The 15,705-nt window shown below is 72.7% G+C and carries 14 protein-coding genes; 10 read left to right on the top strand and 4 right to left on the bottom strand.

All coding sequences use genetic code 11. The features are described from left to right. Nucleotides 1–145: 145 nt before the first annotated feature. Complete coding sequence (serB, locus tag ABT015_RS37170; RefSeq protein WP_350887555.1) at nt 146–1,402, bottom strand: phosphoserine phosphatase SerB; 1,257 nt, start codon at nt 1,400–1,402, stop codon at nt 146–148. 212 nt (nt 1,403–1,614) lie between these two features. Between serB and ABT015_RS37175 the strand changes: the two genes are divergently transcribed. The 3 genes from ABT015_RS37175 (at nt 1,615) to ABT015_RS37185 (ending at nt 6,278) form a co-directional block, all read left to right on the top strand. Next, complete coding sequence (locus ABT015_RS37175) at nt 1,615–4,221, top strand: ABC transporter ATP-binding protein/permease (RefSeq protein WP_350887558.1); 2,607 nt, start codon at nt 1,615–1,617, stop codon at nt 4,219–4,221. 229 nt (nt 4,222–4,450) lie between these two features. After that, nucleotides 4,451–5,608 carry a GAF domain-containing sensor histidine kinase gene (locus ABT015_RS37180; protein WP_350887587.1) on the top strand — a complete coding sequence of 386 codons (1,158 nt, stop codon included), beginning with the start codon at nt 4,451–4,453 and terminating at the stop codon, nt 5,606–5,608. Then, nucleotides 5,601–6,278: a response regulator gene (locus tag ABT015_RS37185; RefSeq protein WP_350887561.1), complete on the top strand. Its 678-nt coding sequence runs from the start codon at nt 5,601–5,603 to the stop codon at nt 6,276–6,278. The genes ABT015_RS37180 and ABT015_RS37185 overlap by 8 nt, the downstream gene beginning before the upstream one ends. A gap of 34 nt (nt 6,279–6,312) precedes the next feature. Here ABT015_RS37185 and ABT015_RS37190 read toward each other — a convergent pair whose 3' ends face one another. Further along, a complete protein-coding gene (locus ABT015_RS37190; protein ID WP_350887563.1) occupies nt 6,313–7,116 on the bottom strand; it encodes an Rv1486c family protein in 804 nt (267 codons plus the stop codon). A 148-nt stretch (nt 7,117–7,264) separates the two neighbouring features. On the opposite strand from ABT015_RS37190, the gene ABT015_RS37195 reads away from it, so the two are divergent. From ABT015_RS37195 to ABT015_RS37220, 6 genes are all read left to right on the top strand, one after another. Beyond that, nucleotides 7,265–8,056: an ABC transporter ATP-binding protein gene (locus tag ABT015_RS37195; protein WP_063349636.1), complete on the top strand. Its 792-nt coding sequence runs from the start codon at nt 7,265–7,267 to the stop codon at nt 8,054–8,056. 144 nt (nt 8,057–8,200) lie between these two features. Next, nucleotides 8,201–8,611 (top strand): NfeD family protein, encoded by a 411-nt coding sequence (locus ABT015_RS37200; protein ID WP_350887590.1) that lies wholly within the window; start codon nt 8,201–8,203, stop codon nt 8,609–8,611. A 10-nt stretch (nt 8,612–8,621) separates the two neighbouring features. Further along, the gene (locus ABT015_RS37205) at nt 8,622–9,671 is read left to right on the top strand and encodes an SPFH domain-containing protein (protein WP_350887568.1); all 1,050 of its coding nucleotides are present in this window, start codon (nt 8,622–8,624) and stop codon (nt 9,669–9,671) included. Nucleotides 9,672–9,831: 160 nt separating this feature from the next. Beyond that, nucleotides 9,832–10,590, top strand: coding sequence for a sulfite exporter TauE/SafE family protein (locus ABT015_RS37210; protein WP_350887571.1), 759 nt, complete (start codon nt 9,832–9,834; stop codon nt 10,588–10,590). A 158-nt stretch (nt 10,591–10,748) separates the two neighbouring features. After that, nucleotides 10,749–11,054, top strand: coding sequence for a 4a-hydroxytetrahydrobiopterin dehydratase (locus tag ABT015_RS37215; RefSeq protein ID WP_350887574.1), 306 nt, complete (start codon nt 10,749–10,751; stop codon nt 11,052–11,054). 95 nt (nt 11,055–11,149) lie between these two features. Further along, nucleotides 11,150–13,141: an outer membrane protein assembly factor BamB family protein gene (locus ABT015_RS37220; protein WP_350887579.1), complete on the top strand. Its 1,992-nt coding sequence runs from the start codon at nt 11,150–11,152 to the stop codon at nt 13,139–13,141. Between the two features lie 34 nt (nt 13,142–13,175). On the opposite strand, the gene ABT015_RS37225 is transcribed toward ABT015_RS37220, so the two are convergent. Next, a complete protein-coding gene (locus ABT015_RS37225) occupies nt 13,176–13,718 on the bottom strand; it encodes an HNH endonuclease (RefSeq protein ID WP_350887581.1) in 543 nt (180 codons plus the stop codon). Between the two features lie 290 nt (nt 13,719–14,008). Here ABT015_RS37225 and tyrS point away from each other — a divergent pair, with 290 nt between their 5' ends. Then, nucleotides 14,009–15,280, top strand: a complete 1,272-nt coding sequence (gene tyrS, locus ABT015_RS37230) for a tyrosine--tRNA ligase (RefSeq protein ID WP_350887592.1) — start codon at nt 14,009–14,011, stop codon at nt 15,278–15,280. Between the two features lie 164 nt (nt 15,281–15,444). Here tyrS and ABT015_RS37235 read toward each other — a convergent pair. After that, the coding region (locus tag ABT015_RS37235; protein ID WP_350887584.1) for a hypothetical protein at nt 15,445–15,705 on the bottom strand (261 nt) is incomplete at its 5' end.

Here is a 15,705-nt window from a genome sequence, read left to right on the forward strand (position 1 = left end):
GCGCGCGGTGGCCTACACCACCCCCGCGCCGGCCTCACCGCGCGGCGCCCCGGCGCCCCGCGCGGCGCGGGGGGGGGGGGGGGCGCCGGCGCCGGGGGGGGCGGGGGGGGGGGCCCCCCCCGCCCCTCTCGTGCGTCTTCGGGCTCTACTCGGTCAGGCTGCCGTCCACCGCGTCGGCCGCCTCGACCTCCTCCCGGGTGATGCCCAGCAGGTACAGCACGGTGTCCAGGAACGGCACGTTGACGGCGGTGTCGGCGGCCTCGCGCACCACCGGCTTGGCGTTGAACGCCACGCCCAGCCCGGCCGCGTTCAGCATGTCCAGGTCGTTGGCGCCGTCGCCGATCGCCACCGTCTGCGACAGCGGCACCTTTGCCTGCTCGGCGAACCGGGCCAGCCAGCGGGCCTTGCCCGCGCGGTCCACGATCTCGCCGACCACCCGGCCGGTGAACTTTCCGTCCAGCACCTCCAGGGTGTTGGCGGCCGCGAAGTCCAGCCCCAGCTCCTCGACCAGGTGATCGGTGACCTGGGTGAACCCGCCCGACACCACCGCGACCTGGAAGCCCAGCCGCTGGAGCGTGCGGATCAGGGTGCGCGCCCCCGGTGTGAAACGGACCTCCGCGCGCACCTTCTCGGTCACCGAGGCGTCCAGCCCGGCCAGCAGCGCGACCCGGGCCCGCAGCGACTCGGCGAAGTCCAGCTCGCCGCGCATCGCCTGCGCCGTCACCTCGGCGACCTCCTCCTCGCAGCCCGCGTGGGCCGCGAACAGCTCGATCACCTCGTCCTGGATGAGCGTGGAGTCGACGTCCATCACCACCAGGCGCTTGGCCCGGCGCTCCAGCCCGGCCGCGACCACCGCGACGTCCACCCGCTGGGTGGCCGCCTCCTGGGCCAGCTCGGCCCGCAGCTCGTCGGTGGCCACACCGGACACGGCCAGCTCGACCGCCGTCACCGGGTACTTGGCGAGCCGGAACACACGGTCGATGTTGCCGCCCGCCGCGGTGATCCGGGAGGTGAGCGCGGAGACGGCGGCGGAGGTCAGCGGATTTCCGAGCACGGTGACGTGCGAACGGCCCTCGCGGCGCGGCCGGTTGTCGCCGATGCCGGAGAGGATCTCGGCCTGGAGCTTCTGCTCCTCCGCCCAGCGGTGCACGGTGGCCCGCAGTCCGCCCTCGGCGCCGGGAGCGGTGGGCGGGGTGACCAGTGCGCAGAGCGTGATGCGGCCACGGGTCACGACCTGTTCGATGTCGATCACGTCGACGGCGAAGCCGGCCAGGGTGGCGAAGAGGCCGGCGGTGATGCCGGGGCGGTCCTTGCCGAACACCTTGACGAGCAGGGTGCGCTCGTCCGCGGTCCGGGGCTGGGCGGCGGGGAGGGGCTCAGCGGCCAGGGGCGATGCGTTCATGGTGCCTCCCACGCTACCCGCCGGCCGGCGGGCCCAGAGCACCCGTCCCACGTCGCGGACGGGTACCGGGTAGCAGCCTGGTCACAGACACCCCGGGTGACTTTTATTGGCGGTCAGCAGGCTGGAATGATTCCCCCCGTCAGTTTCGGAAACATCGCACCCCTGGTCGGGGGCACAATTCGGGGGAACCGAGAGAGCGGGGCAGGCGCGCAGTGCCGCAACTCGTCATCGATATCAACGGACAGCAGCGGACTCTGGAGCCCGGGCGGTCCTACACCATCGGGCGCAACCCGCAGTCGGACTTCCCGTTCGACGACGCCAGGGTCTCCTGGAACCACGGGACCATCACCTTCAACGGCAGCGGCTGGCAGCTGGACGACCACGGCAGCACCAACGGCACCTACACGGCCGGTGCCCGCACGATGCAGGCCCAGCTGTTCCCCGGCGTCGTCGTCAACCTCGGCAATCCGGAGAACGGACCCCGGCTCGGCTTCTCCGCGCCCGCCCACGCCGCCCCGCACGCCGCCGCCCCCCAGGCTCCCGCCTGGCACGAGGCCGCCACCAGCCGCGGCGCCGCGCCGACACCCCAGCCGCCGGCCCCGCAGCAGGGCTGGTCGCCGCAGGCCCCCTACCCGCCGCAGCCCGAGCAGGCCTGGGCGGGCCGGCCTCAGCCGCCGTTCCCACAGCAGCACCCGCAGCCGCCCCAGCCCCAGCCCCAGCCCCAGCCCCAGCCCCAGCAGGGCGGCTTCCCGCAGCAGCAGGCCTTCCCGCCCGCTCCGCAGGACGGCGACGGCCCGCAGCCGACGATCATCCGCAACCTGACCGCCGCCATGCGCACCGTCCGGATCGGCCGCGCGCTCGACAACGACGTCGTGGTCTCCGACCTCCAGGTCTCCCGCCACCACGCCGAGCTGCGCCAGCTCCAGGACGGCCGCTACGAGATCGTCGACCTCGGCAGCCACAACGGGATCTACCTCAACGGCCAGCGGGTGCAGCGCCAGCTGATGGGCCCGCAGGACCGGCTGACCGTCGGCCACTCCAGCTTCGTGCTGGTCGGCGACCAGCTGCAGGAGTTCGTCGACACCGGCGCGGTCTCCTTCTCCGCCCGCCACCTGACCGTCGAGGTCGAGCACAAGGGCGCCAAGAAGATCCTGCTCGACGACGTCAGCTTCGGCGTCCCGGAGAAGTCCCTGGTCGCCGTCATCGGCCCGTCCGGCTCCGGCAAGTCGACCCTGCTGCGTGCCCTCACCGGCTACCGCCCGGCCGACCGCGGCGAGGTCCTGTACGACGGCCGCAACCTCTACAAGCAGTTCGCCGAACTCCGCTCGCGCATCGGCCTGGTGCCGCAGTCCGAGATCCTGCACAAGGAACTCACCGTCCGCACCGGCCTCAAGTACGCGGCCCAGCTGCGCTTCCCCGGCGACACCGAGGCGCGCGAGCGCGCGGCCCGGATCGACGAGGTGCTGTACGAGCTGCGCCTGGACAAGCGCGCCGACAACAAGATCACCGCGCTCTCCGGCGGCCAGCAGAAGCGCGTCTCGGTCGCCCTGGAACTGCTCACCAAGCCGTCGCTGATCTTCCTGGACGAGCCCACCTCGGGCCTCGACCCGGGCATGGACCGCGAGGTCATGCAGATGCTGCGCGGCCTCGCCGACGACGGCCGCACCATCCTGGTCGTCACCCACTCGGTGGCCGAACTCGCGCTCTGCGACCGGCTGCTGGTGATGGCGCCGGGCGGCGCGGTGGCCTACTTCGGCCCGCCGGACGAGGCGCTGCACTTCTTCGGGTACGAGACCTGGGCGGACGTCTTCCAGGCCTTCGAGAACTACCCGGACCACGACTGGGCCGGCCGCTACCGCGGCTCGGTGCACTACCAGCAGTACTCCGCCCCCGACGTGGAGTCGGGCGAGGTGCAGCACGCCCAGGTCGCCCAGGAGGCCGTCCGGCCGCCGAAGCCGCAGAGCTGGGGCTCCCAGCTGTGGACGCTGATGCGCCGCTACATGTCGGTCCTCGCCTCGGACCGCGGCTTCCTGGCGCTGTCGGTGCTGCTGCCCGCCGTCATCGGCGCGGTCAGCGTGCTGGTCCCCAACGGGGCGGGCCTCGCGCCCAACCCGAACACGCAGCTCCACCTCAACAGCGGGGCCGCGACGATCCTCATGATCCTGGCGATCGGAGCCTGCTTCTCCGGAGCGGCCAACTCGGTCCGCGAACTGATCAAGGAACGGGCCATCTACGAACGGGAACGGGCCACCGGGCTCTCCCGCTCGGCGTACATGATGTCCAAGATCATCGTGCTGGGCTTCTTCAGCGTGATCCAGGGCGCCATCGTCGCCGCGGTCGGCTTCCTGCCGCGCAAGCTCCCCGAGCACGGCCTGATCGTCAAGGACCTGCCGATCATCGAGATGACCATCGGCATGATCCTGCTCAGCTTCACCGCGATGATGTTCGGCCTGATGATCTCGGCCCTGGTCAAGACCGCCGAGAAGACCATGCCGCTGCTGGTCATGTTCGCCATCATCCAGGTCGTCTTCACCGGCTGCCTGTTCCAGCTCTTCGGCAAGCCCGGCCTGGAGCAGGCCGCCTGGCTGATGCCGGCCCGCTGGGGCACCGGCATCGTGGCCACCACACTGGACCTTTCCAAGCTCATGGGCCCCTGGAACAAGGACTTCGAGAACCCCCAGTACGACCCGCTGTGGACCGGCAGCGTCGCCCAGTGGGCGATCGACGCGGGCGCGCTGATCGTGATTTCGATCGTCATCGGCGTCATCGTCACCCGGCTCCAGCGCCGCCACGAGCCCGAGGTCATGCAGAAGGGCTGACCCCCTTCGCCCCGCCCGACGAGGGGCGGCTCTCCCATTCACCCGGAGAGCCGCCCCTCGGCCGTTGCGCGGGCCCCGAGACCTAGGTCCCCGGACCTGCGCCCACCCCGGCCGCGGACCGACGCGGCCGCGCCCGCGGCGGCGGTAGTTTGGCCGTATGCCCAGCACGCCCAGCGACCACCGGAGCCCGGCCGGCCCGCACCTCGACCTGCACGGCCCGGCCCGCCCGATGCCCGGCTGCGACCCCTGCCTGGCCGGCATCGAGGCGGTCAGCCAGGCGCTGCTCGCGATGAGCCGGCACCTGGAGGTCCGCGAGGTGCTGCGCCGCATCACCGCCTCCGCCCGCGACCTGCTCGGCGCCGAGTACGCGGCCCTGGGCGTGCCCGACGACCACGGCGGCTTCGCCCAGTTCGTCGTCGACGGCGTCACCGACGAGCAGTGGCGGGCGATCGGCCCGCTGCCCCGCCAGCACGGCGTCCTCGCCAAGATGCTGCACGAGACCGGCCCCACCCGGCTCGCCGACGTCCGCAGGGCCCCGGCCTTCGGCGGCTGGCCGGCCGCCCACCCCGAGATGGACGCCTTCCTCGGCATGCCCATCCTGGACGCCGAGGCCGCCGAGGACGAACCGCAGGTCACCGGCGTCATCTTCCTCGCCAACAAGCGCGGCGGCGGCCTGTTCACCGACCACGACGAGGAACTGCTGCGGATACTCGCCGCGCACGCCGCCCTCGCCCTCTCCAACGCCCGCCTGTACGAGCGCAGCCGCGAACTCACCCTGGCCGGCGAACGCGCCCGCATCGCCCACGACCTGCACGACGCCGTCGCGCAGAAGCTCTTCTCGCTGCGGCTCACCGCCAAGGCCGCCGCCACGCTCGTCGACCGCGATCCGGCCCGGGCCCGCGCCGAACTCGCCGAGGTCGCCCGGCTCGCCGCCGAGGCCGCCGACGAACTGCGCGCCGTCGTCGTCGAACTGCGCCCCGCCGCCCTGGAGGAGGACGGGCTGAGCGCCACCCTCGCCTCCCAGGTGCAGGTCCTCGACCGGGCCCACACCGCGGACGTCGCCTTCGCCGCCGACGGTGTCCGCGCCCTGCCGCCCGCGCAGGAGGCCGCGCTGCTGCGGGTCGCCCAGGAGGCGCTGCACAACGCGCTGCGCCATTCCGGCGCGGGCCGCGTCACCGTCACCCTGGCCGGCACGCCCGTGCGGGGAGCCGTGCTGCGGGTGCGCGACGACGGGCACGGCTTCGACCCCGAGTCCGTCCGCCGGGCCGGGCGCCACCTCGGCCTGGCCTCGATGCGCGACCGCGCGGCCGCCGTCGGCGGCACCCTCACCCTGGAGTCCGCCCCCGGCCGGGGGACGCTCGTCGAGATGGAGGTCCCCGGTGCCTGACAACCCGCCTCACGGCACGCCGTCGATCCGCGTCCTGCTGGTCGACGACCACCAGGTGGTCCGCCGCGGGCTGCGCACGTTCCTGGAGGTCCAGGACGACATCGAGGTGGTCGGGGAGGCCGCCGACGGGGCCGAGGGCGTCGAGCGCGCCCGCGAACTCGACCCCGACGTCGTCCTGATGGACCTCAAGATGCCCGGCGTCGACGGCATCGAGGCGCTGCGCACGCTCAAGGGCGAGGGCAGCCGGGCCCGGATCCTGATCGTCACCAGCTTCACCGAGCACCGCACGATGGTCCCCGCGCTGCGGGCCGGCGCCGCCGGGTACGTCTACAAGGACGTCGACCCGGAGGCGCTGGCCGGCGCGATCCGCTCGGTGCACGCCGGCCACGTCCTGCTCCAGCCCGAACTGGCCGAGGCGCTGCTCGCCGACGACGGCCCCCGCGCCCCGCAGGGCCGCGGCGGCACCCTCACCGAACGCGAGCGCGAGGTCCTCGGCCACATCGCCGACGGCCGCTCCAACCGGGAGATCGCCCGCAGCCTGCACCTGTCGGAGAAGACGGTGAAGACCCACGTCTCCAACATCCTGATGAAGCTGGACCTGGCGGACCGCACCCAGGCGGCCCTGTGGGCCGTCCGCAACGGCGAGGCGCGGGCCGACGGCCCGGCCTAGCGGTCCGTAGCGGTCCGCGCGTGTTCCCGGTTGCTCAGCGCTCGTCGCGCTCGTCGACCAGCGCGTTGTACGCCGCCACCTGCGCCCGCCGGGCGGTGCGCCGCAGCGGCGCCAGCACCGCCTGCCGCGCCGCCATCTCGGAGGCGCTGACCGCCGCGCCGTGCCCGCCCGCGGCGATCGCCAGCAGCGCCGACACCTGCCGGGCCGACTCCAGCACCCGCACCGCACGCGGCGGGTACCCGGGCGCCAGCAGTTCGGCGTGCCCGCGCCGGCGGTACGCCTCCAGCGCCCGCAGTGCCTCCGGCCCGGCGCCCGCCACGTCCAGCCGGGTCAGCAGGAGCGTCGCCTCGCGCAGCCCGTCGGCCAGCTCCCGCTCGGCCTCGTGCAGCGACGGGACGTCGGCCGGCGGTGTGTCGTTGGTCTCAAGGCAGCGCCACAGCACCGTCGCCGAACGGTCCCCGGCCGGGCCGAACACCTCCACCTCCGGCACCAGTCCGAGCGGGACTCCCACCGCCAGCACCGCCTCGCCGACGTCCATCGCCCGCTCGTTGAACAGCGCCGGGCCGGTCAGCCCCAGCGGGTGCCCGGCGGACGGCAGAGCCAGTCGCAGGCCCTTCACCCCGAGCACCCGGAGCCGCCCCAGCGCCCAGGTGAGGCCGTGCCGTTCGTCCGGGCCGTCGCCGGGCAGCCCGGTCACCCGGTGGCTCTCGTCGTCGCCCAGGACGGCCGCGGCGGCGTTGTCCGGCGGCACCAGACCGGCCAGCAGGGCGTTGCCCCACGCGGTCAGCCGCCCCGAACGGGGTTCTTCGTACGGATTGTCGGGAGGAGTCGCGAGCATCCGGCCAGCCTACGGAATCGGCGGTCATCCGCGTGGCGTAGGTTTGCCCATGCGTGTGCGGCGCACCCACCCCGTGCCCACCGGCTGCCGGAGTAGGCTCGCCGCCCGCACCGACGGCCGAAATTCTTGTATTGGGGAAGGCGTAGGCATGAGCGACGTGCTGGAGCTGGTGGACGTATCCGTGGTCCGGGAGGGGCGCGCGCTGGTCGACCAGGTCTCGTGGTCCATCTCCGAGGGGGAGCGCTGGGTCATCCTGGGCCCCAACGGCGCCGGGAAGACCACCCTGCTGCAGATCGCCGCCACCTACCTGTTCCCGACCGCGGGCAAGGTGTCGGTGCTGGGCGAGAAGCTGGGCGAGGTCGACGTCTTCGAGCTGCGCTCCCGGATCGGCCTGGCCGGCGCCGCCATGTTCGACAAGCTGCCGGCCGAGCAGACGGTGCTGCAGACCGTGCTGACCGCCGCCTACGGCATGACGGTCAGCTGGCAGGAGACCTACGAGCAGTTCGACGAGTCCCGCGCGCTCGCGCTGCTCGACCGGATGGGCATGTCCAACCTCACCGGCCGCAAGTTCGGCACCCTCTCCGAGGGCGAGCGCAAGCGCACCCTGATCGCCCGCGCCCTGATGACCGACCCCGAGCTGCTGCTGCTCGACGAGCCCGCGGCCGGCCTGGACCTCGGCGGCCGCGAGGATCTCGTCCGCCGGCTCGGCGCGCTCGCCCAGGACGAGTTCGCCCCGGCCATGGCGATGGTCACCCACCACGTCGAGGAGATCGCGCCGGGCTTCACCCACGTCCTGATGATCCGCCAGGGCAAGGTGCTCACCGCCGGTCCGATCGACACCGAGCTGACCGCCCGCAACCTCTCCAAGTGCTTCGGCCTGCCGCTCACCCTGGAGCGCCACGGGGACCGCTGGTCCGCGCAGGGCCTGCCGCTGGGCTGAGGCGCCGTCCGCGCCTCGCACGCTCCGATGTCGTCGGGTTTCCGGGGACCGGTCGCACGCGCGACCGGTTTCCGCCCCTCGACCTGCGGGAACTGTCCGCCTCGAAGGCCCTTCGCTCCCTAGGATGGACACGTGGACAGCTGGATCTGGTGGCTCCTGGCCGCCGTCGGGCTCGGCATACCGCTGGTGCTGACCGCGATGCCGGAGTTCGCCATGTTCGCGATCGGTGCGCTGGCGGCCGCCGGCGTGGCCGGGCTGGGCGGAGGCGCGGTCTGGGAGACGCTGGTCTTCATCGCGGTCTCGGTCTCGCTGCTGGTCTTCGTCCGCCCGATCGCGTACCGGCAACTGCGGCAGGGCCCGCACATCAAGATGGGCATCGAGGCGCTCCAGGGCGCCACCGCGGTCGTCGCGGAAACCGTCGACGGGGAGGGCGGACGGATCAAGCTGAACGGCGAGATCTGGTCGGCCCGAGCGCTCCACCCGGACAGCGTGTACCAACCGGGGCAGCAGGTCGACGTCGTCGAAATCCAGGGCGCGACCGCCCTGGTCGTCTAGGGGAGAGTCCGTGGAACCCGTCCTTATCGTTTTGGTCGTCCTGGTCGTGGTGGCCTTCATCGCGCTGATCAAGACGATCCAGGTCATCCCGCAGGCCAGCGCCGCGATCGTGGAGCGCTTCGGCCGCTACACCCGGACGCTCAACGCAGGCCTGAACATCGTCGTCCCGTTCATCGACCGGGTCCGCAACCGGATCGACCTGCGCGAGCAGGTCGTGCCGTTCCCGCCGCAGCCGGTGATCACCCAGGACAACCTGGTGGTCAACATCGACACGGTGATCTACTACCAGGTCACCGACCCGCGCGCGGCCACCTACGAGGTCGCGAGCTACATCCAGGCCATCGAGCAGCTGACCGTCACCACGCTGCGCAACATCATCGGCTCGATGGACCTCGAATCCACCCTGACCTCGCGCGAGGTCATCAACGCCGGTCTGCGCGGCGTCCTGGACGAGGCCACCGGCAAGTGGGGCATCCGGGTCAACCGCGTCGAGCTGAAGGCGATCGAGCCGCCCACCTCCATCCAGGACTCGATGGAGAAGCAGATGCGCGCCGACCGTGACAAGCGCGCCGCGATCCTCACCGCCGAGGGCCAGCGGCAGGCCCAGATCCTCAAGGCCGAGGGTGAGAAGCAGGCCGACGTGCTCCGGGCCGAGGGTGAGGCGCAGGCCGCGGTGCTGCGCGCCGACGGTGAGGCGGCCGCGATCCGGACGGTCTTCGAGGCCATCCACGACGGCGACGCCGACCAGAAGCTGCTCGCCTACCAGTACCTGCAGACCCTGCCCGAGCTGGCCAAGGGCGACTCCAACAAGCTCTGGATCATCCCCAGCGAGGTCGGCGACGCCCTCAAGGGCCTCGGCGGCGCCTTCGGCGGGCTGACCGGCAATCCCGGCGTCAACGGCGGCGCGGTCGCCGCCCCGAGCGTCCCGCCGGCGGCGCCTGCGGCCACCCAGGTGCCGCTCGACCCGGCGGCCGGCCCGCGCCCGGTGGACACCGAGAAGGGCGCCGCCCGCCCCCGGGTGGACCCGGCCCGCGAGTACCGCAAGATCGACCCGGAGTGACCGGCTGAACCGTCCGGCCCGAGGGCCCGCCACCGCACGGTGGCGGGCCCTCGGCGTGTGGCGGTCGTGGCGCGTGTCCCGAATCGTGGGCGGCCCTGGTCCGACCGGCGGGCCGTCCGGCATGATCGCCCCCGGACAGGACCGAGAGGAGAGGTGACCCATGACGTTCTGGGAGGGCATCGCCGTCCTGGTGGCGGGCGTCGGCGCCGGGATGATCAACGTGATCGTCGGCTCCGGCACGCTGATCACGTTCCCGGTGCTGCTCGCCGTCGGGATTCCGCCGGTCACCGCCAACGTCTCCAACACCTTCGGCCTGGTGCCCGGTTCGCTCAGCGGCGTGATCGGCTACCGCCGCGAGCTGGCCGGCCAGGGCCACCGGCTGCTGCGCCTGGGCACCGCCTCGCTGCTCGGCGGACTGGTCGGCGCGCTGCTGCTGATCAGACTGCCGAAAGGCGCCTTCGACGCGATCGTCCCGGTCCTGATCCTGCTCGCCCTCGTCCTGGTGGTGATCCAGCCCAGGGTCGCCAAGGCGGTCGCCGCCCGCCGCCGCCCCGACGGGGACCCGGACGGCGGCCTGCTGCTGTTCGTCGGCGTCTTCCTCACCGGCATCTACGGCGGCTACTTCGGCGCCGCGCAGGGCGTCCTGCTGCTGGCGCTCATGGGCATGCTGCTCCAGGAGGACCTGCAGCGGATCAACGCCGTGAAGAACGCGCTGGCGATGGTCGTCAACGGCGTCGCCGCGCTGTTCTTCCTGTTCACCTCCACCGTCAACTGGGCGGCCGCCGGCCTGATCGCGGCGGGCTCGCTGGTCGGCGGCCTGCTCGGCGCCAAGGTCGGCCGCCGCCTGCCGCCGGCCGCGCTGCGCGGGATCATCGTGGTGGTCGGCCTCGTCGCGGTCACCAAACTGCTGCTGAGCTGATGAGCTGAGCAGCCGTCGGGGGACGTCGGCCGGGGGCTGCCGCCCGTCGGGGGCTGTCCGGCAGCGGCTGTGTCGTCCGGTGCGGAGGGCCCCGGCTCGGTATGTTCCTCGCAGTGCACGCCTGACCGGACGACGAGACGACGAACGGAAGAGCTTCGATGAGCAGCAGGGCACGGCTGAGCGAGGACGAGATCACGGCGGCCCTGGCCGCACTGCCGCGGTGGACCAGGGAGGGCGACAGCATCGTCCGCGCCGCCGACGCCCCCGACTTCCCGGCGGCGATCCGGGTGGTCGTCGCCGTCGCCGAACAGGCCGAGGCGCTCGACCACCACCCCGACGTCGACATCCGGTGGCGCACCCTGCGTTTCGTCCTCTCCACCCACAGCGCGGGCGGGCTGACCGGCCTGGACTTCACCCTGGCCGCCCGCATCGACGAGGCGCTGAACGCCGAGTCCGCGGGCTGACCTCCCCGACCCCCCCGAGGCCGGGGCGGCGCGCTCGAACGGGCGTGAGATGCTGACTGCCGCATCGGCAGGCGGCTCGGGAGGGACGGGAACGGATGGCGCAGGAGCCCTTCGGAGACGCCCAGCAGCAGCCGTGGTACCCCCAGGGCCAGCAGGCCTGGCCGGTCGGCGGGCACCAGGAGCCGCAGCCGCAGGACCACCCGCAGCAGGAGTACTGGCAGACGGCGGCGGGTTACGGCCAGGGCGGGGGGTACGGGCAGGGCCTGTCGTACCCGCAGCAGCAGGACGGGCAGGGCTCGCCGTACGGGCAGGGCTCGCCGTACGGGCAGACCGGCTACGCCCAGACCGGGTACGCCGAGGGCGGCTACGTCCAGGGCGGCTACGCCGAAGGGCAGTACCAGCAGTACCAGCAGCACCAGCCGTACCCGGACCACGGGCAGCAGCAGTACGCGCCGTACGCCGTCCCGCAGCAGCCTGCGGGGGAGGGGCTGTACGTCCCGGTGGGGGCGGAGTACTCGGCCGACGGGTACGTGCACATCGAGGACGCCGAGCCCGCTCCGGTGGAGCCGTCCACGGAGCCGGAGCCCGAGCCGGACACGACGCCCGAGGCCGCGCCCGTCGCGCGGTCGCGGGCTGCCGCCCGTCGGGGCAGGTCCCCGAAGGGCGGCTCCCCGAAGGGCGGCTCCCCGAAGACGGGCTCGCCGAAGACAGGCTCCTCGACGGCGGGCTCTTCGCTCTCGGCCAGGGCCCGCGCCGCCGCCGGTGCGGTGCTCACCGGCGAGCACGTGCCCGACCGGCGGACCCTGCTGGTGCGCACCGCCGCCGGGGTGGTCGCGCTGGGGGTGCTGGGCGCGGCGGGTCTGATGGTCGGGGCCGAGGGCGGCGGCAGCGCGGTCGCGAGCAGTGGCGGGGAGCCCGGTTTCGCCGTTGCGCACACCAAGGTGTGGTCCGCCCAGCCCGCCGCGTCCGGGTCGTCGGGTGACGACACACTGGTCGGCAGCTGGCTGCTGGCGGATGCGGTGGTCCGCGCCGACGCCGCCGGCGTGCGGGCCTACGACCTCGCGGCCGGCAAGCCCGTCTGGTCGGTCGAGCCGCCGGCCGCCGGGGCCGTCCCGTGCGGGCTGTCGGCGGGGGTGAACCAGGCGGGGCTGGGCGCGGTGCTGTTCCGGGCCCAGGCCGACCCGAAGAGCCCCTGCACGCTGGTCGCCGCCGTGGACACGAAGACCGGCAAGACCGCGTGGACGAAGACCGTCTCGGACGCCAAGGGCGCGTACGGCGCGCGGATCGGCGTCACCGAGGACAAGGTGATCGCGGTCGGCGACGACCGGGCGATCGCCTGGGAGTCCGCGGACGGCAAGGACGTCTGGCAGTACACCGGTCAGGGCAAGTTCTGCACCCTGTCCGGCGGCGTGACCGGCAAGACCGTCCTGGTCGCCTCCTCCTGCGCCGACTCCACCCCCGCCGACCAGGCCGTCGCACTGAACACGGCGGACGGCAAGGTCAGTTGGTGGCGCGGCCTGAACAACCGCCCGAAGACGGTGACCGTGCTGTCCGCCGAGCCGTCCGTCGTCCTCACCACGGGCGAGAAGCCGGAGGACGACCGGGTGTTCTCCTGGGGCGCGGGCGGGGACCCGGCCGCCGAGATCCCGGTGGTCGGCGAGGGAGGCCGGCTGGACGTCGGCCACGGCACGTTCTCGGCCACTCCCGAGGTGTTCTTCCAGAACCGCACGATGGTCACCACGCTCGTCCCGGCGACCGGCGGCGGGACGGTCGCGGCGGTCGGTTACGACCTCGACACCGGCAAGCAGCGCTGGAAGGCGCCGACCGCCGCCAAGGGCACCGTCCGGGCGGTCGGCGTCGACGGCGGCGCGCTGGTGCTCGCCGCCGACGAACGCCGCGACCAGCCCGCCCGCCTCAGCCGGTTCCCGCTGGCCGGCGGCCAGGAGGCGACCGGCGGCAACTTCCCGCAGGGCACCGGTTCGCTGCTGGTCTCCGGGCGGGTGCTGATCGGCGGCGGACGGGTGGTCGTGATGCCCGAACACTCGGCCAACTACGGCACGGCGGCGGGCTACCAGGCGAAGGGTTAGCCCGGGCCTCGTCGGGCGCGGCTCGCGGCGGCGCTCACGCCGCCGGGACGGCCGCCGGAACGGGCTGGCCCGGCACGGCCGGCAGCCAGTCGGCCAGCTCCCGGGCCTCCGAGCCGCGCAGGCCGAGCGCCAGCATGAGGGTGGCCTGCGGGGTCGGCACGAACGGCCGGCGCAGCAGCCTCATCCCGGCCTGTTCGGGTGTCCGGTCCGCTTTGCGCTGGTTGTCCTCCGGGCACGCGGCCACGGTGTTCAACCAGCTGTCCTCCCCGCCGCGCGACCTGGGCTGCAGGTGGTCCACCGTGGTGGCCCGCCGCCCGCAGTACGCGCACAGGTGCTGGTCCCGGGCCAGGACACCCCGCCGCGACCACGGCGCCTGTTGTCGGAACGGCACTCTCACGTAGCGCTGCAGCCTGATCACCCGGGGCACCGGGATGCTGACGCCCGTCCCCCGGACCGTGCGCAGCGGATGCGCCTGCTCCACCACCGCCTTGTCCTGGAGCACCAGGACGACGGCGCGCTGGAGCGACACCGTCGTCAGGGGCTCGTAGCTCGCGTTCAGAACCAGCGTGTTGCGCACTCGGCACACCCTTCCCTCGGGCGTGCCACGGCGGCACGACCGTCTCCACACACGTCACTGCCGCCGCACGGCGGTGACACCACTCTGAACGGGCCCGCAGCCGACGAACAACGGAATTTCCGGTATCGGGCAGGCGCCGGAGCGGCCGGGGGAGGAGCGCGGCACGACGCTCGGGGAAAACCCGCTGGCCCCGACCGCGTAGGCTCTACCACGCTGGAGTCGTACCGACCCGGGGTCCGAGAGAACGGGCCGCAACCGGGCGGGCGCCCGATCGAAGGAGAAGCGTGACCGTGACGGACATCGTCGACGAGCTGCGGTGGCGGGGGCTGATCGCCCTGTCCACCGACGAGGACGCACTGCGCAAGGCGTTCGCGGACGGCCCGGTCACGTTCTATTGCGGCTTCGACCCGACGGCCCCCAGCCTGCACCTCGGCAACCTCGTGCAGATCCTCACCATGCGCCGCATCCAGCAGGCGGGAAACCTCCCGCTCGGCCTGGTCGGCGGCGCCACGGGCCTCATCGGTGACCCGAAGCCCACCGCCGAGCGCGTCCTCAACGACCCCGAGACGGTGGCCGGCTGGGTCGAGCGGCTGCGGGGCCAGATCTCGCGCTTCCTCGATTTCGAGGGCCCCTACGCGGCGCGCATGGTCAACAACCTGGACTGGACGTCCGGGATGTCGGCCATCAGCCTGCTGCGCGACGTGGGCAAGTACTTCCGCGTCAACAACATGATCGCCAAGGAGGCCGTCGCCCGACGGCTCAACTCCGACGCCGGCATCAGCTACACCGAGTTCAGCTACCAGATCCTGCAGGGCATGGACTACCTGGAGCTGAACCGCCGCTACGGGTGCACCCTGCAGACCGGCGGCAGTGACCAGTGGGGCAACCTGACCGCCGGCACCGACCTGATCCGCAAGGCCGACGCCAAGTCCGTGCACGCGCTGGCCACGCCGCTGATCGTCAAGGCCGACGGCACCAAGTTCGGCAAGACCGAGTCCGGCACGGTCTGGCTCGACCCCGAGCTGACCACCCCGTACGCCTTCTACCAGTTCTGGCTGAACGCGGACGACCGGGACGTCCCCAACTTCCTGCGGATCTTCAGCTTCCGCTCGAAGGAGGAGATCGAGGAGCTGGAGCGCGAGACCACCGAGCGCCCCGCCGCCCGCCTCGCCCAGCGAGCCCTCGCCGAGGAGCTCACCACCCTCGTCCACGGCGCCGAGCAGTACGAGCGCGCGGTCGCCGCGTCCAAGGCGCTGTTCGGCCAGGGCGACCTCGCCGACCTGGAGGCTCCGACCCTGGCCGCCGCCCTGGCCGAGGTCCCGAAGACCGAGGTGGCCGAACTCCAGTCGGTGGTCGACCTGTTGGTCGCCGTCGGTCTGGCGCCGAGCCGTTCGGCCGCCCGCCGCACGGTCAAGGAGGGCGGCGCCTACCTCAACAACGTCAAGGTGACGGACGAGGAAGCGGTGCCGGCCGAGGCCGACCTGCTGCACGGCCGCTGGCTCGTGCTGCGCCGCGGCAAGCGCAACCTGGCGGCGGCGGAGCTGGTTCCGGCTACGGCGTGACCGAAACACGACGCTGCTGAGCTGCGGCTTCAACGTACGAGGGCGGGATCCAGCCGGATCCCGCCCTCGGTGTTTGACGATGTCGTCCGGGTGGCCTAGTGTTGAACGAGTCGCTGATAGCGGCCACCCCACTCTGTAGCACCCACCCTCACCTCGACACCCATTCACATGGGTTTGTTGGCGTTCCCGTCAACTGTGGTGAGTGTGAATTTCGGGTAATAACCGAAATGCGCTAATGTGGAGGCCGTCGCGGAAAGCGGCCCGACCAGTTCGGGAAATCGGATGAATGAAACTCCGGAAAACGGAGCGGAAAACATCTGGTAAGCTGGAAACACGAAAGAACGAAGCGCCCGGAGGGCCCGCTGGAAGGCGGTCCGAAGGAAGTGTCCGTTCCTTGAGAACTCAACAGCGTGCCAAAAGTCAAC

It is taken from the genome of Kitasatospora sp. NPDC094016, from assembly GCF_040304045.1.
In the GTDB taxonomy this organism is placed as follows: domain Bacteria; phylum Actinomycetota; class Actinomycetes; order Streptomycetales; family Streptomycetaceae; genus Kitasatospora.